An 18,756-nucleotide genomic window follows, 5' to 3' on the forward strand; every position below is an offset into this window, starting at 1 on the left:
AACGTCATTCGCCTTGCGCGTATTGCCGTTCCGAGATACGGGCCCGCGCCCTGGCGATCGGGGATTGCACGGCCGCGTAGTGGCCGAGCAACTCGTCACAGATGACGGGCCACGTGCGGGCGAGCACGCTTTTCCGCGCCGCCTGGGAGTAGCGCGTGCGCTCTTGCAGGAGATGCCCCACCGCGTCGGGCAGCCGCTGCTCGAATTCGTGGACACCCAGCAGCAATCCGGTGCGCCACGGGGTGACGAGGTCACGCGGTCCGCCGGCGTCGGGGGCGATCACGGGCAATCCCGACGCCAGCGCTTCCTGGACGACTTGGCAGAACGTCTCATGCTCCCCGGTGTGCACGAAGACGTCCATGCTGGCATACGCCGCGGAAAGCTCCGCCCCATACATGGCACCGGTGAAAAGCGCTGTGGGCATTGCTGATCGGAGTTTACGTGCGTCGACGCCGTCTCCGACGATGACGACTTGCACGTCGCCGGCCGCGGCTAGCCCGGCGAGCCGCTCGACATGTTTCTCCGGCGCCAGCCGCCCCACGAAGCCGACGATCGGCTTGCCGTCCGGTGACCAGTGCCGCCGCAGCGCCTCGTCGCGAGCCGACGGCGCGTACCCCATGATGTCGACCCCACGCGCCCATTGATGGACCCGCGGAATTCGATGGGACATAAGAGATTCCATTGTCGCGGTGGATGGCGCCAGGGTGCGGTCGGCGAGGCGGTGCAGGTGGCGGAACCATGCCCATGCCACCCGCGTCGATATCCCGATTCCATAGCTCTCCGCGAAACCCGGCACGTCGGTTTGGTAGACGGCAACCGTCGGCACCCCGAGGTAGCGGGCGGCTCGTAGCCCGCCATAGCCCAGCAGCGCGGGCGAAGCCAGATGCATCACGTCGGGCTGGAATCCGCGCAGCACCTTGAACAGTCGCGGCCTGGGCACCCCGAGCGGCAACGTGGTGACCTTCGGAAACATCCGCGACGGCACCCGGTGCACCCGGATGCCGTCGTGAATTCGCTCAGCGGGAGGTTCACCGGGTGGGGTATCGGGAGCGATGACGAGAGCCTCGTGGCCGGTTCGACGCAAATGCTCCAGCACTCGAATTACTGAATTACTGACACCGTTGACATGTGGCAGAAAAGATTCTGCGACGATCGCAACGCGCACACCACCACAGTGTCAGCACTGCCTGTCGATAAGGTTGCGAAGGGGCATACGGGGCGCGAAATTTGCTGCTGAGCGCGTTACGAATCTTTGCTACCCACATTGTTGGGCGCATCACGGCGGTCCAATCGCTTGTCTAGCAGCGCCAAGCCCATCAGCACAACGATCGCGACGAGCCAGGAGACCACCGCGATCGACCCCGCCGGGATTATCGCCAGCCCCGCGTTGCGGTGCTGTACCCGGACCAGGTTCGGGTCGGCCTTGTTGTATTCGACGTATATCCGCATGCCCGTGGCTAATTCGGACGGATAAAGCACGCCGAGCTCGGGCCGGTAGGTGACGCGTTCAGGGGTGACGAATTCGATGGTGGACCGGTGCGGCCCCGCGCTGAGCACCTCCGCCTGCGCCACGCCCATATTGTGTCGAATCGTGAGATCGTCGCGCCAGGCCCCGGCCACCAGCAGGACCGACTGCAGCGTGACCAGTCCGGCCACGATCAATACCGCAATTCGCGTCAATCGCAGCGCAACCCGTACCGGGGTGATCGGAGCCTCATCGCTGCGTCCGTGAATCAAAATGCGCAGCAATGTTTTTGGCGACTTCACAAGGCAGCCTTGATGGCGGCATGTAGTTGTCGCAGCGAGGACCGGTCCGCCTTGACCTCCAGCACCCGCATGCCCGCACCGGATTCGTTGAGTGCCGCGGCCAGCTCGTCGACCTCGATCTGGCGGCTTTCGACGTGGTAAGCGCGGCACAGCGCACCCACATCGACATCGTGTGGGGTGCCGAAGATCCGCGAGGACACGTCGGAGAACCTCGGGTCGCCCTGCTCGAGCAATTCGAAGATGCCGCCGCCGTTGTCGTTGGACACCACGATGGTCAGATGCCGCGGCGTCGGTTCGGTGGGGCCGATCAGTAGCCCGGAGCTGTCGTGGACGAACGTCAGGTCGCCGATCAATGCGACGGTGCGGGCCGGATGGTCAGCAGTGCCACCGCGTTCGTGAGCCAGTGCCGCCCCGATCGCGGTGGACACCGTGCCGTCGATGCCGGCGACGCCGCGATTGGAGCGGACCCGGATGCCGTCGGTGTGCAGACCCACCAGTGCTGCGTCGCGGACCGGGTTGGACGCTCCGAGCACGAGCTGATCGCCCGGTCGCAACGCGTCCGCCACGGCGGCGGCGACGTGCAGGCCGGTGGTCAACGGGTGCGCCGCGAGCTGGTCCCGGACCGCCGCGACCGCCTGCCGGTTCATCTCGGCGCAGCGGTGCAGCCACGCCGGGTTGGGTGTCCCGGTGGTCACCGCCCGGGTGCCGGTGGCCTGCGAGTTTCCCGAGACGTCCGGCCAGCGGGGCCCGGTGGTGAGCGCATACACCGGCACCTTGGGGTCGGCCAGCAGCGCCGACACCGGGCGATGCAGGGTCGGGCGGCCGAGCATGATCACCTGCTTGGGGCGCAGCAGGTTCAGCGCCAGCGGATGCAGCGGATTGGCCGCGGACGCCGCGGTCGGTTCGGCCACCGTCGGCAGCTGCGCGAGGTTGGGGTGCACGCCCGCGCCGTGCCCGGCGATGACGACGGTGTCGGGCGACAGGTCGATGTCCAGGGGCTGGTCGAAGGTGACCGGCGGCGTGTGGGTCCACGGTTTTCCGTCGGGCCGGCCCGGCGGGGTGATGACGCCGTGGGGTTCTGGATCCGGCACCAGGGGCTCGCGCAGCGGGATGTCGAATTGCACGGGGCCGGCGTTGGCGGTGCGAGATCCCGTGGCAGCCGCCACTACCCGGCAGGTGGCCGATCGCCAGGTCGCGTTGAGCGAATCCATCCGCTCCGGTGCCTCCTCGGCCAGGCCCAGACTGATGGTGGCGCGAACTTGGGTGCCGAAGTAGCCCAGCTGCTCCATCGTCTGATTGGCTCCGGTGCCCAGCAATTCGTAGGGCCGGTTGGCCGACAGCACGATCAGCGGCACCCGCGCGTAGTTCGCCTCGATCACTGCCGGACCGAGATTGGCCACGGCGGTGCCCGAGGTCATCGCGATGCATACCGGCGCACCAGCGGCGATCGCCAAGCCGATGGCCAGATAGCCGGCGGTGCGTTCATCGATGCGCACGTGCAGCCTGATCCGGCCGGAGCGATCCGCGTCGTGCAACGCGAACGCCAGCGGGGCATTGCGCGAGCCGGGGCATAACACCACGTCGCGGACGCCGCCGCGGATCAGCTCGTCAACGACGACGCGAGCCTGTGTCGTCGAGGGATTCACTCTTACAGGGTGTCACAGCCCGCTCACGGGCCGCCGAACGATCACACGTCGGTGAAAAACTTCAGCGCCACGCTGTTGACCGCATCCGGCCGCTCCAGGAACCCCAGATGACCGGCGTCGGGTATCTGCACGTAGCGGCCATTGGGCAACGCGTCGGCGACCTCGCGCCCCAGGTGGGGCGGCGTGATCACGTCATCGGCGAAGCCCATCACCAGCACCGGGGTGACAATGCTGTGGTACGCCGCCAGGCGGTCGGTCTGCGGAGACACACTCAGCTGAGTGCGCAGCCCGGGCGTGCGCTTGACCGGCCAGGTCCGGAACATGGTGATCCAGTCGGCGACCAACACGTCGTCGTTGATCGTTTTGCGCGAAAAGCTTTCCAGCACACGGACTTTCGCTTCATAAGCGGGCGGCAGCTCGGTGTTCGACGCATAGAGCTGGGTCTCGCCGTCGTGAAAGCCCTGACGGGCGCGGTCCAAGCGGCCGCGGGTGGCCATCAGGACAGCGGCGCGCACCAGCTCGGGCCGGGCCACCATCAGCTCCTGGGCGATGAATGCACCCATGGACACCCCGACGATGCGCGCGGGGGCGGCGCCCAGGGATTCGATCAGAGCCGCGGTGTCGGCGACCATGGTTTGCGTCGTGAACCCGTCGGCGTTTTCGGTGGCACCGATCCCGCGATTGTCGAAGGTGATCACGCGATATCCCGCCGACAGAAACGCTGGAACCTGATGCGGTAGCCAGGTGCGCCCGGGGCCGCCGCTGCCGGCGATGAAGACCACGGGCTCACCGCTGCCGCGGTCGTCGTAAGCCAGGTTGATCACTCGAACGACGGTACAAGGAGTGGATAGCAGGCCTTGACCCGGTCGATCCACCACTGTCGCCGCTCGGGCGGTGCGGCCAGCGTGTGCAGCCGTGCCGAATCCGGCGTGACCGGGCCAACGGCCAGGTACCCATCGACGGGTATGGCGGCCGGGGCGACGTCTTCGACGAACAGCCTGCCGGTGCCCAGTCCGCAGGCATGCCGCAGTTGCGGTAATGCCGCCGCGGCGGTCAGCCCGGCGGCGATGCCGACCGCCGAATCGAGCGCGCTGGAGATCACGACCGGGATGTCGATCTGCGCCGCGATGTCGAGCAGGGCCGAAACCCCGCCCAGCGGAGCGACTTTGAGCACCGCGATGTCGGCGGCGCCGGCGCGGACCACCGCCAGCGGGTCGTCGGCCTTGCGGATGCTTTCGTCGGCGGCGATCGGCACGTCGATACGCCGGCGCAGCGCGGCGAGTTCGTCGACGGTGGCGCAGGGCTGTTCGAGGTATTCCAGCGGGCCGTGGGCGGTCAGGGCGGCCGCGGCCCGCACCGCCTGTTCGACCGTCCAACCGCCATTGGCGTCCACCCGCACCACCGGGACCAGTTCGCGCACCGCGTCGACCCGGTCGACGTCGTCGGCCAGCGTCTGGCCCGGCTCGGCGACCTTCACCTTGGCCGTTTGGGCACCGGGAAAACGGGCCAGCACCTCGCTCACCTGGGCGGCGGACACGGCCGGCACGGTGGCGTTGATCGAGATGCGATCGCGGTGCACCGGCGGCGGCTGACGGTAAGCGCCCTCGATGCCCGACGCCAGCCACGCCGACGCCTCCGCGGGCCCGTACTCCACGAAAGCCCCGAACTCTCCCCACCCGGCCGGGCCCTCGATCAGCGCGACTTCCCGGGTGGTGATGCCACGGAACCGCACCCGCATCGGCAGCGCCACCACATGCAGGCGCTCGAGCAGATCCGGCAGTGACGGTGTCACCGTTGGTAGACCTGGCGGCCCGCCAGATACGTCGCACGCACGTCGAGATCGGCGATCTGCTCGGGGGGCACCGCACGGGGATCGGCCGACAGCACCACGAGGTCCGCGTACTTGCCGACCTCGAGCGAGCCGATCACGTCGTCGGCGAACAGCTGCCAGGCGGCGTCGATGGTCTGCGCACGGATGGCCTGGTCGACCGTCAGTCGCTCTTCGGGCCCCAGCACCCGGCCGCTCGGCGCGATCCGGGTCACGGCCACGCTGATGTTGCGCAGCGGCTCCTCGGGGGTGACCGGCGGGTCGTTGTGCAGCGAAATGCGCATGCCGGTGGCCACCGCGGATCCTGCTGGCATCCAACGGGATCCGCGCACCTCGCCGAACAGACCGTCGACGATGACGTCGCCCCAGTAGTGGATCTGGTCGACGAAGATGCTGCAGGTGACCCCGAGGTCGGCGGCCCTTTGCAGTTGCTCGTCCCGGATGGCGCCGACGTGCTCGAGCCGCAGCCGATGATCGTCGCGCGGATGGCGGCGCAAGGCTTCTTCGTAGACGTCGAGGATCGTGTCGACGCCGGCGTCGCCCTGCACATGGCAGGCCATCTGCCAGCCCTGCGGGTAGTAGGCCGCAACGATTTCGGTCAGCTGTTCTTTGGTGTAGTTGGCGCATCCACAGGAGCCGGGGGTGACGCCGATCGTCCGGGTGGCGGCGGTGTCCAGGTAGGGAAAGGACAGCGCGATGTTGCCGATCCAGGGCGACCCGTCCACCCAGATCTTGATGCCGACCTGGCGCAGCATGTCGTCGCCCCGCCCGGGTGTGGCGGCGGTGGCCATCTGCGCATTGGAGACCTCGTAGGTGCGAAGCCGGACCGAGAGTTCATTGCGCATGCCCTCGACCACAGGCCCGAAGTTCGGATCGAAGGCCATCTCCGAACAGGTGGTCAGCCCGGCCTGGTTGAGCCGGGCGCACTCGGCGAGCAACATCTTCGGGTACTCGTCGGCCTTGATGGCGCCGCCGAGCAGCGGGAACACCGCGCCGATTTCCTCGGCGGTGCCGTCGAGTTCCCCGCTGGCGTCGTGGCCGTAGCTGGCGCCCTTGGGGTCCGGAGTGTCTCGAGTCAGCCCGTTGAGCTGGGCGGCGTGCGTATTGAAGTAGGCCTTGTGCCCGGAGTTGTGGATGACGACCAGCGGGCCGTCCGGTGCGATGTCGTCGAGCCAGGCCAGCGTCGGCTCGGGCAGTCCGTCCTGCAGCAGCGGGTCCCACCCGTTCAGGTAGGCGCCGTCCGCGCCCCGCCGAGCGGCCTCGCGGCGGACCGCGGCGACGACATCGTCGGGGCCGGGGATGGTGACGGGGCGGATGTCGACGAGTCGGTCCGACAGCGCGACCGCCTCCATCAGCGGATGACCGTGTGCCTCGATGAATCCCGGCATGACGCAGCCGTCGCCGATATCGATGGTCTGGGTGTCGGGGCCGATGAAGTCGGCGACATCGGCGCGGGTGCCGACGGCGATGATCCGGCCGTCCGCGATGGCGAGCGCCTCGGCCGTGGGCCGCTTGTCATCGACGGTCAGGACGGTTCCGGTGATGACGACATCTGCGGCAGCCATGTGCAGTAACCCTAGTGATCCCTGCGGCCATCGAGGGTGCAGCTGACCCGAATTGCAACACGTTCTAGTCTGGCCATATGAGTGACGATCTGTTGCGCAACCCGACCCACAACGGCCACTTGCTGGTGGGCGCGCTCAAGCGCCACAAGAACAGGCCGGTGCTGTTCCTCGGCGACACCACACTGACCGGGGGCCAACTAGCCGAGCGGATCAGCCAGTACACCCAAGCGTTCGAGGCGCTCGGCGCCGGTACCGGTGTCACGGTCGGACTGCTGGCGCTCAACCGCCCCGAGGTGCTGATGATCCTCGGCGCCAGTCAGACCCAGGGCTATCGCCGCACCGCCCTGCATCCGCTCGGCTCGCTGGACGACCACGCCTACGTCCTCTCCGACTGCGGTGCCAGCTCGCTGATCGTCGACCCCAACCCGGCGTTCGTCGAGCGGGCACTGGGACTGCTGGAAAAGGTCGACTCGCTCAAGCAGATCCTGACGATCGGCCCAGTTCCGCCGGCCCTCGACGGGGTTGCCGTGGACCTGTCGGCCGAGGCGGCCAAGTACGAACCCAAGCCGCTGGTTGTTGCCGAGCTGACGCCGGACCACATCGGCGGTATGGCCTACACCGGCGGAACCACCGGCAAGCCGAAGGGCGTGCTGGGCACCACCGGAAACATCGCCACCATGACCCAGATTCAGCTCTCCGAATGGGAGTGGCCGGAAAGCCCGCGGTTCTTGATGTGCACTCCGCTGTCGCACGCCGGCGCGGCGTTTTTCACCCCGACGGTCGTCAAGGGCGGCGAGATGGTCGTGCTGAGCAAGTTCGATCCGGCCGAAGTGCTGAAAACCATTGAGGAGCAGAAGATTACGGCCACCATGCTGGTGCCGTCGATGCTGTACGCGCTGATGGACCACCCGGATTCGCACACCCGAGACCTGTCGTCGCTGGAGACCGTGTACTACGGCGCGTCGGCGATGAACCCGGTCCGGCTGGCCGAGGCGATCCGGCGATTCGGACCGATCTTCGCCCAGTACTACGGGCAGTCCGAGGCGCCGATGGTGATCACCTACCTGGCCAAGGGCGAGCATGACGAGAAGCGGCTCACCTCCTGTGGACGCCCGACGCTGTTCGCCCGGGTGGCGCTGCTGGGCGAGGACGGTAAGCCGGTGCCGCAGGGTGAGCCGGGCGAGATCTGCGTGAGTGGACCGCTGTTGGCCGGCGGCTACTGGAACCTGCCGGAGGCGACGGCCGAGACGTTCAAGGACGGCTGGCTGCACACCGGCGACATGGCCCGCGAAGACGACGACGGCTTCTACTTCATCGTCGACCGGGTCAAGGACATGATCGTGACCGGCGGCTTCAACGTGTTCCCCCGCGAGGTCGAGGATGTCATCGCCGAGCATGCGGCGGTCGCGCAGGTGTGCGTGGTCGGGACGCCGGACGACAAGTGGGGCGAGGCCGTCACCGCGGTGGTGGTGCTGCGCGCCGACGCGCCTCGCGACGAGGCCGCGATCGAGGCCATGACCGCCGAGATCCAGGCCGCGGTCAAGGAGCGTAAAGGCTCGGTGCAGTCACCCAAGCGGGTGGAGATCGTCGACGCGCTGCCGTTGACCGGGCTGGGCAAGCCGGACAAGAAGGCAGTCCGGGCGCGGTTCTGGGAAGGTGCCGGGCGCGCCGTCGGCTGAGTCTTTGGGCGCCAACGTGAAACTCACTTCACGCTCGCGCCCCAATGTGAAGCTAACTTCACGTTCGCCCAGAGATGGGGCTAACGGGCGATACCCGCCACCAGCAGGTCGAGCATGCGGCCCGTCTGCTCCGGCGAACCGCTCACCAGAAAGATGCCGATGAGGCTGGACACCACGTCGTCGGCGTGCACGTCGGTCCGCAGGGTCGCGTCGTCGGCACCGGCCCGCAACAGCATCTCGACGGCACCGACGATGCTGTCCCGCGTCTGGCTGGGCTCCATGGCGCCGGAATCAAAGATCGCGTGTAGGGACTCGGCCATCCCGCGCTTGGCGGCCACGAAGCCGGCGTAGCGGTCCATCCAGCGTCGCAGGGCAGTCTTCGGCGGATTCCGCTTGAGCAGCTGGTGTGCGGCCGCCGCCACTTCGGCGAGTTCCGCTCGGTAGATCGCTTCGACGAGCGCCTCCCGGTTCGGGAAATGGCGGTAGAGCGTGCCGATCCCGACGCCCGCGTCCCGGGCGATCGACTCGAGCGACACCGGACGCCCCTCGGCGGTCGCGAATGCTGTGGTGGCCGCCTCCAGCAGCCGTTCGCGATTGCGGCGCACATCCGACCTCTCGGCCAAAGCGGAGGATCCTCCGTTTCTGCTAGGCTGACGGAAGCGGAGGGTCCTCCGCATTTTTCCAGTGTGGCACAAGGGAGCACCATGACGGACACAGCACAGCCCGGCGGTACCGGCACCATCGGAACGGCCAGGGTCGCCCGCGTCGGCTACGGCGCCATGCAGCTGTTCGAGCCGGCGCCCGACGACGCAACCGCAGTGCTGCGTCGCGCCGTCGAACTCGGGGTCAACCACATCGACACCGCGTCGTTCTACGGCCCCGGCGAGGTGAATCGCCGCATCAAGGCTGCTCTTTCGCCCTACCGCGACGATCTCGTCATCGTCAGCAAGGTCGGTGCGCGCTACACCGGCGATCAACCAGTGCCTCTGGCCGCCGCACAAAAACCCGCGGAGCTACGCGCGGCGGTCGAAGACGACCTGCGCCAGCTCGGCGTGGACTGTGTGCCAGTGGTGAACCTGCGCCGGATGGATCTCGGGCCGGGCGTGGCCGCCGCAGGTGATCAGATCGTCGACCTGGACGACCAGTTGGCCGAGATGATCGCGCTGCGCGACGAGGGCAAGATCGGTGGGATCGGGATCAGCAGCGTGCCGCTGGAGATCCTGCAGCGTGCACTGCCCGCGGGCATTGTCTGCGTGCAGAACGCCTACAGCCTGCTCGACCGTTCTCAGGAGGCGATGCTCGAGCTCTGCACGGCCGAAGACATCGCCTGGGTGCCGTACTTCCCACTCGGGTCGGCGTTCCCCGGTTTCCCGAAGGCGGCCGACAACGACGTGGTGCGCGCAATCGCCGGCGAACTCACCGCCACACCGGCCCAGGTCGGGTTGGCCTGGCTGCTGGCTCACGCGCCGAACGTGTTGTTGATCGCCGGCACCAAATCGATCGGCCATCTCGAGGAGAACATCAGCGCGGGCGACATCGTGCTCAGCGCGGATCAGGTGGCGCGCCTGGACGCCGTCACGGCGCCGGGGGCCGACCCAATGCCGCACGGCATCGAGAGGTTCGTCGACCAGAGCTGACGAGTACGGTCACCCTATGAGCAAATCGGTTCGGCCGCCGTGGTGGCTCAAACCGGCGAACAAGGTCTTCGTCCAGATGTCGCGGCTGGGCCTGAGTTTCGGCGGCGAAAGCCCGGTCGTGTTGACGGTGCCAGGCCGCAAATCGGGACGCGAGCGGTCCACCCCCGTCACGCCGATGACGGTCGCCGGCCAGGAGTACGTCGTCGCCGGATTTCCCGGTGCCGACTGGGTAGCCAACGTCCGGGCCGCCGGTGAGGCCACGGTGGCCCGTGGTCGCAAGGTTCGGCGCGTGAAGATGGTCGAGTTGCCCGCCGAGGATGCCCGCCCATTGCTGCGGGTGTTCCCCGAAGAAGTGCCCACCGGTGTGGGATTCATGAAGCGGGCCGGCCTGGTCGAAGAAGGCCGACCAGAAGAATTCGAAGCTTTGGCAGGCCGTTGCGCGGTGTTTCGACTGGACGGAATTCAATAACTTTGAGCGACAATCCTTTTCGCGCTGACTCCTGGAAGCCTGTCGACGGGTTCAGCGATCTGACCGACATCACCTACCACCGCCACGTCGCCGACGCGACCGTACGGGTGGCGTTCAACCGTCCCGAGGTGCGCAACGCGTTTCGGCCGCACACCGTCGACGAGCTGTACCGCGCGCTGGACCATGCCCGGATGTCCCCCGATGTGGGCGTGGTGCTGTTGACCGGCAATGGGCCCTCCCCCAAGGACGGCGGGTGGGCGTTCTGCTCCGGCGGCGATCAGCGCATCCGGGGCCGCAGCGGCTACCAGTACGCCGCGGGTGAAACAGCCGAGACCGTCGATCCGGCGCGCGCCGGCCGGCTGCACATCCTCGAGGTGCAGCGGCTCATCCGGTTCATGCCCAAAGTCGTCATCTGCGTGGTCAACGGGTGGGCGGCCGGCGGCGGGCACAGCCTGCACGTGGTCTGCGACCTGACACTGGCCAGCCGCGAGCACGCCCGGTTCAAGCAGACCGACGCCGACGTCGGCAGCTTCGACGGCGGTTACGGCAGCGCCTATCTAGCACGCCAGGTCGGTCAGAAGTTCGCCCGCGAGGTCTTCTTCCTGGGCCGCCCGTACACCGCCGAGCAGATGCAGCGCATGGGTGCGGTCAACGAGGTCGTCGACCATGCCGAACTGGAAAACGTCGCCGTCCAGTGGGCGGCCGAGATCAACGCCAAATCGCCGCAGGCGCAACGGATGCTCAAGTTCGCCTTCAATCTGCTCGACGACGGCCTGGTGGGCCAGCAGCTGTTCGCCGGTGAGGCCACCCGGCTGGCCTATATGACCGACGAGGCCGTCGAGGGCCGCGACGCGTTCCTGGAGAAGCGCGCCCCCGACTGGAGCCCCTTCCCGCGCTACTTCTGAGCGTTGACCCGCCCGCACGCTCAACACGACGCTTCCAGATCGTATTGAAGCAACCCGCCCAACCACCATCTGCCGCGCTGACGTCCGCCTAGACTTCCGGCCTGTGAGCAAGAGTCCGCTTCGCCGGTTCACCGACCAGTTCGTGCTGGCCACCATGCGGCCGCCTATTTCGCCGCAAGTGCTGGTCAACCGGCCCGCGATGACACCGATCGACCTGCACGGGAAGCGGATCCTGCTGACCGGGGCATCGTCGGGCATCGGCGAGGCCGCGGCCGAACAGCTGGCCGATCAAGGCGCCACCGTGGTGGTCGTCGCCCGCCGCCAGGACCGCCTCGACGCGCTGGCGGACCGGATCACGTCGGCGGGCGGCACGGCACTGGCGATCCCGTGCGACGTCTCGGACATGGACGCCGTGGACGCACTGGTTGCCGACGTCGAAAAGCGCCTTGGCGGGGTGGACATCTTGATCAACAACGCCGGCCGGTCCATCCGCCGGCCGTTGGCCGAGTCGCTGGAGCGCTGGCACGACGTCGAGCGGACCATGGTGCTCAACTACTACGCGCCGCTGCGGCTGATCCGCGGGCTCGCGCCGGCGATGCTGGAGCGCGGCGACGGGCACATCATCAACGTCTCGACCTGGGGGGTGCTGTCGGAGGCGTCGCCATTATTCGCGGTCTACAACGCATCCAAGGCGGCGCTGTCAGCGGTGAGCCGCATCGTCGAAACCGAGTGGGGCCGACGGGGCGTGCATTCGACGACCCTGTACTACCCGCTGGTGGCCACTCCGATGATCGCCCCGACAAAGGCGTACAACGGGTTGCCGGCCCTGACACCCGAAGAAGCCGCCGAGTGGATGGTCACCGCGGCCCGCAGCCGGCCGGTGCGGATCGCCCCGCGGATGGCCATCGCGGCCAGGGCGCTCGACACCATCGGGCCCCGCTTGCTGAACACCCTTATGCAGCGCCAGAACCTGCAACCCAACCGCGAACCCGATAGCTGAGCCGCTATCGCCGTCGAGCGTGGCGGCCGGTCGGGGACGTGATAGACACAACGCTATGGAGATCCTGTTCAGCCGGATGCTGCTCCGGCCGGCTGACTATCAGCGGTCGTTAACGTTCTACCGCGACGAAATCGGCCTGGCCATCTACCGCGACTATGGCGCCGGCACAGTGTTTTTCGCGGGCCAATCGCTGCTGGAGCTGGCCGGCTGGAGTGACCCTCACCATTCCCAGGGGCCCTTTCCCGGCGCGCTGTGGCTACAGGTCCGCGACATCGAAGCCACCCAGGCCGAACTGGCGGCCCGCGGGGTGGCGATTGCCCGCGAGGCGCGGCGCGAACCGTGGGGCTTGAAAGAGATGCATGTGACCGATCCGGATGGGATTACGCTCATCTTCGTCGAGGTCCCGGGCGACCACCCGTTGCGCCGCGACAGCCGAGGTGAACAACAGGGAACGTCCGGTTAACTGACAGGTAACATCTGGCGACGAGTCGCGATATACCCGCGATTCGCGTGCCTGTGCATTCGACAATTAAATCCCTCAACCACCAGAATCAGGCGCTGTGGACATACAACTGTTCCTCCTAATCATTGTCGTAGTAACGGCACTCGCCTTCGATTTCACCAACGGCTTCCACGACACCGCCAATGCGATGGCGACCTCCATCGCGAGTGGGGCGCTGAAGCCCAAGCAAGCGGTCGCTTTGTCCGCGGTCCTCAACCTGATCGGTGCGTTCCTCTCGACCACCGTCGCGGCCACGATCGCCAAGGGCCTCATCGATTCCAGCGTCGTGTCGCTGGAACTGGTATTCGCCGGGCTGGTCGGCGGCGTCGTCTGGAACCTGCTGACCTGGCTCCTCGGTATCCCGTCGAGTTCCTCGCACGCTCTGATCGGTGGCATCGTCGGTGCCACCATCGCCGCCGTCGGCGCCCATGGGGTGATCTGGAAGGGCGTGATGTCCAAGGCGATCATCCCGGCCTTCGTGTCCGTGTTCCTGGCCATCGTGGTCGGCGCGGTGGCGACCTGGCTGGTCTACCGGATTACCCGCGGCCTGAAGAAGGAGCGCACCGAAGCCGGGTTCCGGCGCGGCCAGATCGGGTCGGCGTCGCTGGTCTCGTTGGCGCACGGCACCAACGACGCGCAGAAGACGATGGGCATCATCTTCCTGGCGCTGATGTCCTACGGGACGGTCAGTAAGAGCGCCGCGACCCCGCCGCTGTGGGTCATCGTGGCCTGCGCCCTGGCGATGGCGACGGGTACCTACCTGGGCGGTTGGCGGATCATCCGCACCCTGGGCAAGGGACTCGTCGAAATCCAGTCGCCGCAGGGCATGGCCGCCGAATCATCCTCGGCCGCAGTCATTCTGCTGTCCGCTCACTTCGGCTACGCGCTGTCGACCACCCAGGTCTGCACCGGCTCGGTGATGGGCAGCGGGCTGGGCAAGCCCGGCGGCGAGGTGCGCTGGGGCGTGGCCGGGCGAATGGCGGTCGCGTGGGTGGTGACGCTTCCATTGGCCGGGTTAGTCGGGGCGATCACCTACTACATCGTCCACTTCATCGGCGGATACCCCGGCGCCGTCGTCGGGTTCGGGCTGTTGGTCGCGGTCTCTGCCGCGATCTACCTGCGGTCGCGCAAGAGCAAGGTCGACCACAACAACGTCAACGCCGAGTGGGAAGGCGACCTGACCGCCGGCCTCGATGACTCGGATAGCGGTAAGCCGTCCAGCAACGGGAGCGCCAAAGTCGGCGCCGCCTCCGGTTCCGACGACGTGAGTGTGGGGAAGCTCTGATGAGTCACTTCGGCGACTGGTTCAACTACGAGGCCACGTTGAAGATCCTGCTCTTCAGCATGCTGGCCGGGGCTGCACTGCCGGGGCTGTTCGCAGTCGGGATCCGGCTACAAGCCGTCGGCGCGGGAGATACCGGCAGCGGCGGTCAACGGAACCCGGTGCTGACCGCGCTCGCATGGGCGATCTACGGGCTGGTCCTTACTGTGATCGTCATCGCGCTGCTGTACATCGCCCGCGACTTCATCGCGCATCACACTGGGTATCCCTTCCTCGGGGCCAAGCTTAAGTAGCATCGAGTCGTTGTCCACGGAATTCCGAGCCCCCCGGGCGGAGTGAAGCAAGTGAACCGATTCCTTACCTCGGTCGTCTCGTGGCTACGTGCGGGTTATCCGGAAGGCGTTCCGCCGACCGATACCTTCGCACTGCTGGCCCTGCTGGCGAACCGATTGACCAATGACGAGGTCAAGCTCGTGGCCAATGCGCTAATGGAGCGTGGCGATTTCGACAAGATCGATATCGGGGTCCTGATCAGCAAGCTCACCGACGAGCTGCCGTCCGACACCGACATCGAGCGGGTGCGGAACCGGCTCGCAGCCAAGGGCTGGCCGCTCGATGACGAGCACGACGACGAGCACGACGATCGCGGCAACGGGGTACGCGGATAGCCGTACTGCGTGCGCTCAGCGTCTCGCCCGGCTCGGCCGCGGTATTGATGCTGCCCGCCCTGGAACGGGTGCTGGAAGGTCGTGATCCGGCTTTCGTTGCGGCACAGGCGGATCGCGAATCCGAGCTGGACGCCTTGCGTGTGGGCGAGACCATCGACGACGACGTAGCTGTCGTTGCGACAACGTCGGGAACCACCGGTGCGCCCAAGGGCGCCTTGCTCACCGCCGCAGCCCTAACCGCCAGCGCGGCGGCCACTCATGATCGTCTCGGCGGACCGGGCAGCTGGCTGCTGGCATTGCCGCCGCATCACATCGCCGGAATTCAGGTGCTGGTGCGCAGCGTGCTCGCCGGTTCGGCACCCGTCGAGCTGGACGTCTCCACCGGCTTCGACACCGCCGAATTGCCAGGCGCCGTAAGTAAATTGGGCGCGGGACGGCGATACACGTCGCTGGTCGCCGCCCAACTGGCCAAGGCGCTCACCCATCCGGCGGCCGCGGCCGCGCTCGCCGAATTGGACGCCGTGTTGCTCGGCGGCGGCCCGGCTCCACGGCCGGTCCTTGATGCCGCGACGGCCGCCGGGATCGCGGTGGTTCGCACCTACGGAATGAGCGAAACCGCCGGGGGCTGCGTCTACGACGGTGTTCCGCTGGACGGTGTGCAGGTGCGGACGCAGCCCGACGGCCGGATCGTGATCGGGGGCGCGACGGTGGCCAAGGGCTATCGCAACCCGATGGATCCCGACCCGTTCGCCGAGCCAGGCTGGTTCCGCACCGACGACCTGGGCACCGTCGACCAGTCCGGCGCGCTGACCGTGTTGGGCCGCGCCGACGACGCAATCAGCACGGGCGGGCTGACGGTGCTGCCGCAGCCGGTCGAGGCCGCGCTGTGCACCCACCCCGCCGTCGGCGACTGCGCGGTGTTCGGTCTCGCCGACGACCGGTTGGGGCAGCGGGTGGTCGCGGCGATCGTGGTGCGTGACGGTTTCGGCCCGCCGACCCTGGACGAGCTGCGGGCACACGTGACACGCACCCTGGCCGGCACGGCCGCGCCACGCGAACTACACATCCTCGACGCATTGCCGCGCCGCGGCATCGGCAAGGTGGACCGCGCGGCGTTGGTGCGCCGGTTCGCCGCCGATCAATAGGCTGGTCAATCGTGAGGGTTGCTCGCCGGGAGATGCTGGCCGTCGCGGTCGGTGCTGGCCTGGTCATCGCCGCCGTCGTGCTGCCGTGGCTGGATCGGGGGGTCAGACCGCGCCTCGACATCGGCCCGGAGCGCTTCGCTACGCACGCCCAGTCGGCGCCACTGTTCGCCTCCTGGGAGATCCACGCCAGCTGGGGAACCGTGCCGGCGATTCTGCTCGCCGTGGCCGCGATGGTGTGGGGTCCTGTTATAGCACAACGCCTTTCGTGGCGAAAGTTGACGTTAGGCACCTGGGCCGTGGCCTGCGGGTGGGCCTTCGCGCTGGCGATGATCGACGGCTGGCAGCGCGGCTTCGCCGGCCGGTTGACCAGGCCGGAAGAGTATCTGTCCCAGGTGCCCGGCATCACCGACATCCCGGCGGCGGTGCGCACGTTTTCCAGCCGGATTCTCGACTACCAGCCGAACTCCTGGATCACCCACGTTTCCGGGCATCCGCCGGGCGCGCTGCTGACGTTCGTCTGGCTGGACCGGCTCGGCCTGCACGGCGGCGCCTGGGCAGGCCTGCTGTGCCTGCTGGTCGGCTCCAGCGCGACGGCGGCCGTGGTGATCGCCATCCGCGCGCTGGCCGACGAGCAGACCGCGCGGCGGGCCGCGCCGTTCGTCGCCATAGCACCGACGGCGATCTGGGTGGCGGTCTCGGCCGACGGCTACTTCGCCGGCGTCGCGGCGTGGGGCATCGCGCTGTTGGCGGTGGCGGTGCACCGCCAGGTTCGGTCCCCCGCGCTGGTTGCGGCTGCCGCGGGCCTGCTGCTCGGCTGGGGCGTCTTCGTCAACTACGGCCTGGTGTTGATGGGCCTTCCCGCATTAGCGGTACTGGTTTCGGCCACCGACTTCAGGGCGGCGCTGCGGGCTCTGGGCCCGGCCGTCTTGGCGGCGGTGGCGGTGGCGGCAAGCTTCGCGGTCGCCGGATTTTACTGGTTCGACGGCTATACCCTTGTGCAGCAACGGTATTGGCAGGGGATTGCGAACGACCGGCCGTTCCAGTATTGGTGGTGGGCCAATCTGGCGTGCGTGGTGTGTGCGATAGGCCTGGGCAGCGTGGCGGGAATCACCCGGGTGTTCGACGTTGCCGCCCTTCGTCGGCGCTCCGGTTTCTACTTGCTATTGCTGGCCATGCTGGCGGCAATCGCCTGCGCCGACTTGAGCATGCTGAGCAAGGCTGAGGTGGAACGGATCTGGCTGCCGTTCACGATCTGGCTCACTGCCGCGCCCGCGCTGCTGCCGGTGCGGTCGCACCGCGGGTGGCTGGCGATCAACGCCGCCGGTGCGCTGCTGGTGAACACCGTGATGATCACCAACTGGTAGGCGGACATGGAAGAGCAGCCCGGGCTGGCACGTCGCCTAGATACGACCGACGCAGTCGTCATCGGGCTGGGTTCGATGATCGGGGCCGGGGTGTTCGCCGCGTTCGGCCCGGCCGCCCAGGCAGCCGGCGCGGGCCTGCTGATCGGGCTGGCACTGGCCGCGGCGATCGCTTACTTCAACGCCTCCTCGTCGGCCCAACTTGCCGCGGTGTATCCCACGTCGGGCGGAACGTACATTTACGGGCGCGAACGCCTCGGCCCGTGGTGGGGCTTCATCGCCGGGTGGAGTTTCGTGATCGGAAAGACCGCCTCATGCGCGGCCATGGCGCTGACCGTCGCCGTTTATACGGCTCCGGGCGCGGCAGTGTGGGTGCAGCGTGTGGTCGCGGTCGCCGCGGTGGTCTTACTGACCACGCTGAACTACCGCGGAGTCGCCAAGACTGCGATGCTGGCCCGAGTTCTGTTGGCGTGCACTCTGATTGCGCTAACCGCCGTGGTCGTTAGCATCGCGACGAGCAAGCCAGACCCGTCGCACCTGAGCGGCCCGTGGTTCACGGGCACGATCTACGGCGTGCTGCAGTCGGCGGGGCTGCTGTTTTTTGCCTTCGCCGGATATGCGCGGATCGCGACGATGGGCGAAGAGGTCCGCGACCCCGGCCGCACCATTCCCCGGGCGATAACTCTTGCCCTGGCGATCGCGGTGGCGATCTATTTGGTCGTCGGGGTGGCCGCGCTGGTGGCCGCGGGACCCGACCGGCTCGCGCATGCCGCTGCACCACTAGCCGAGGCGGTCCGGGCTGCCGGCGCCCCGGCGCTGGTGCCGGTGGTATCGGTCGGCGCGGCGCTGGCCAGCCTTGGCGCGCTATTGGCGCTGATCGCCGGACTCGGGCGCACCATGCTGGCGATGGCACGGCATCGGGATCTTCCGGGCTGGCTGACGGCCGTTCACCCGGACCACCGGGTGCCACACCATGCCGAGATCGCGATCGGCGTGCTGGTCTGCCTCCTGGTGAGCGCCGTCGATCTGCGTGGGGTGATCGGCTTTTCGTCGTTTGGGGTATTGATCTACTACGCGATCGCCAACGCCGCCGCCTATACGTTGCCCGCCCCTCGGCGCCGCGTCCGTAACGTCTGCGGCCTGATCGGATGCCTGCTGCTGGTCGCCACCTTGCCGTGGGCATCGGCGGTTGCGGGGCTGGCGGTATTGGCCGTCGGGATCGCTGGGCGCGCCGTGGTGCTACGCCGACGAGCCTGAGCGGCCGGCTCGGCGTCGAGTGTGCGATGACGGCGTCGAGTGTGC

Annotated in this window: 19 protein-coding genes; 12 read left to right on the forward strand and 7 right to left on the reverse strand. The window is 67.8% G+C overall.

Features of this window, described 5'->3' with window-relative positions; all coding sequences use genetic code 11:
- Positions 1-4: 4 nt before the first annotated feature.
- The 6 genes from ACTXG5_RS02080 to ACTXG5_RS02105 form a co-directional block, all read right to left on the reverse strand.
- Positions 5-1,165 (reverse strand): glycosyltransferase family 4 protein, encoded by a 1,161-nt coding sequence (locus ACTXG5_RS02080; protein ID WP_445162117.1) that lies wholly within the window; start codon positions 1,163-1,165, stop codon positions 5-7.
- 77 nt (positions 1,166-1,242) lie between these two features.
- A complete protein-coding gene (locus ACTXG5_RS02085) occupies positions 1,243-1,767 on the reverse strand; it encodes a DUF3592 domain-containing protein (RefSeq protein ID WP_445162118.1) in 525 nt (174 codons plus the stop codon).
- Positions 1,764-3,413, reverse strand: coding sequence for a 2-succinyl-5-enolpyruvyl-6-hydroxy-3-cyclohexene-1-carboxylic-acid synthase (gene menD, locus ACTXG5_RS02090; RefSeq protein WP_445162119.1), 1,650 nt, complete (start codon positions 3,411-3,413; stop codon positions 1,764-1,766). Before menD ends, ACTXG5_RS02085 begins: the two co-directional genes overlap by 4 nt.
- A gap of 41 nt (positions 3,414-3,454) precedes the next feature.
- Positions 3,455-4,237, reverse strand: a complete 783-nt coding sequence (locus tag ACTXG5_RS02095; protein ID WP_445162120.1) for an alpha/beta fold hydrolase — start codon at positions 4,235-4,237, stop codon at positions 3,455-3,457.
- The gene (locus tag ACTXG5_RS02100; RefSeq protein ID WP_445164231.1) at positions 4,234-5,151 is read right to left on the reverse strand and encodes an o-succinylbenzoate synthase; all 918 of its coding nucleotides are present in this window, start codon (positions 5,149-5,151) and stop codon (positions 4,234-4,236) included. The genes ACTXG5_RS02095 and ACTXG5_RS02100 overlap by 4 nt, the downstream gene beginning before the upstream one ends.
- Positions 5,152-5,201: 50 nt before the next feature.
- Positions 5,202-6,806, reverse strand: coding sequence for an amidohydrolase (locus ACTXG5_RS02105; protein ID WP_445162121.1), 1,605 nt, complete (start codon positions 6,804-6,806; stop codon positions 5,202-5,204).
- A gap of 77 nt (positions 6,807-6,883) precedes the next feature.
- Here ACTXG5_RS02105 and fadD8 point away from each other — a divergent pair, with 77 nt between their 5' ends.
- Positions 6,884-8,485, forward strand: coding sequence for a fatty-acid--CoA ligase FadD8 (gene fadD8, locus ACTXG5_RS02110; RefSeq protein ID WP_445162122.1), 1,602 nt, complete (start codon positions 6,884-6,886; stop codon positions 8,483-8,485).
- A gap of 80 nt (positions 8,486-8,565) precedes the next feature.
- On the opposite strand, the gene ACTXG5_RS02115 is transcribed toward fadD8, so the two are convergent.
- Positions 8,566-9,108: a TetR/AcrR family transcriptional regulator gene (locus tag ACTXG5_RS02115; protein ID WP_445162123.1), complete on the reverse strand. Its 543-nt coding sequence runs from the start codon at positions 9,106-9,108 to the stop codon at positions 8,566-8,568.
- A gap of 81 nt (positions 9,109-9,189) precedes the next feature.
- Here ACTXG5_RS02115 and ACTXG5_RS02120 point away from each other — a divergent pair, with 81 nt between their 5' ends.
- The 11 genes from ACTXG5_RS02120 (at position 9,190) to ACTXG5_RS02170 (ending at position 18,711) form a co-directional block, all read left to right on the forward strand.
- Positions 9,190-10,122 (forward strand): aldo/keto reductase, encoded by a 933-nt coding sequence (locus ACTXG5_RS02120; protein ID WP_445162124.1) that lies wholly within the window; start codon positions 9,190-9,192, stop codon positions 10,120-10,122.
- A gap of 16 nt (positions 10,123-10,138) precedes the next feature.
- On the forward strand, positions 10,139-10,591 hold the full coding sequence (locus tag ACTXG5_RS02125; RefSeq protein ID WP_445162125.1) for a nitroreductase family deazaflavin-dependent oxidoreductase: 453 nt from the start codon (positions 10,139-10,141) through the stop codon (positions 10,589-10,591).
- A 2-nt stretch (positions 10,592-10,593) separates the two neighbouring features.
- Positions 10,594-11,496, forward strand: coding sequence for a 1,4-dihydroxy-2-naphthoyl-CoA synthase (locus ACTXG5_RS02130; protein ID WP_445162126.1), 903 nt, complete (start codon positions 10,594-10,596; stop codon positions 11,494-11,496).
- 103 nt (positions 11,497-11,599) lie between these two features.
- Positions 11,600-12,496 (forward strand): SDR family oxidoreductase, encoded by an 897-nt coding sequence (locus tag ACTXG5_RS02135; protein WP_445162127.1) that lies wholly within the window; start codon positions 11,600-11,602, stop codon positions 12,494-12,496.
- Positions 12,497-12,551: 55 nt separating this feature from the next.
- Positions 12,552-12,959: a VOC family protein gene (locus tag ACTXG5_RS02140; RefSeq protein WP_445162128.1), complete on the forward strand. Its 408-nt coding sequence runs from the start codon at positions 12,552-12,554 to the stop codon at positions 12,957-12,959.
- 97 nt (positions 12,960-13,056) lie between these two features.
- Positions 13,057-14,283 carry an anion permease gene (locus ACTXG5_RS02145; RefSeq protein WP_445162129.1) on the forward strand — a complete coding sequence of 409 codons (1,227 nt, stop codon included), beginning with the start codon at positions 13,057-13,059 and terminating at the stop codon, positions 14,281-14,283.
- On the forward strand, positions 14,283-14,573 hold the full coding sequence (locus ACTXG5_RS02150; protein ID WP_445162130.1) for a hypothetical protein: 291 nt from the start codon (positions 14,283-14,285) through the stop codon (positions 14,571-14,573). Before ACTXG5_RS02145 ends, ACTXG5_RS02150 begins: the two co-directional genes overlap by 1 nt.
- Positions 14,574-14,624: 51 nt before the next feature.
- Positions 14,625-14,948, forward strand: coding sequence for a DUF3349 domain-containing protein (locus ACTXG5_RS02155; RefSeq protein ID WP_445162131.1), 324 nt, complete (start codon positions 14,625-14,627; stop codon positions 14,946-14,948).
- Positions 14,949-15,016: 68 nt separating this feature from the next.
- Positions 15,017-16,093, forward strand: a complete 1,077-nt coding sequence (menE, locus tag ACTXG5_RS02160; RefSeq protein ID WP_445164232.1) for an o-succinylbenzoate--CoA ligase — start codon at positions 15,017-15,019, stop codon at positions 16,091-16,093.
- A gap of 11 nt (positions 16,094-16,104) precedes the next feature.
- Entirely contained in the window at positions 16,105-17,457 is a 1,353-nt protein-coding gene (locus tag ACTXG5_RS02165; RefSeq protein ID WP_445162132.1) for a hypothetical protein, read from the forward strand.
- A gap of 6 nt (positions 17,458-17,463) precedes the next feature.
- Positions 17,464-18,711, forward strand: coding sequence for an APC family permease (locus ACTXG5_RS02170; RefSeq protein ID WP_445162133.1), 1,248 nt, complete (start codon positions 17,464-17,466; stop codon positions 18,709-18,711).
- The last annotated feature ends 45 nt before the right edge of the window (positions 18,712-18,756 follow it).

The sequence above is a fragment of the Mycobacterium sp. Dal123C01 genome, from assembly GCF_052566995.1.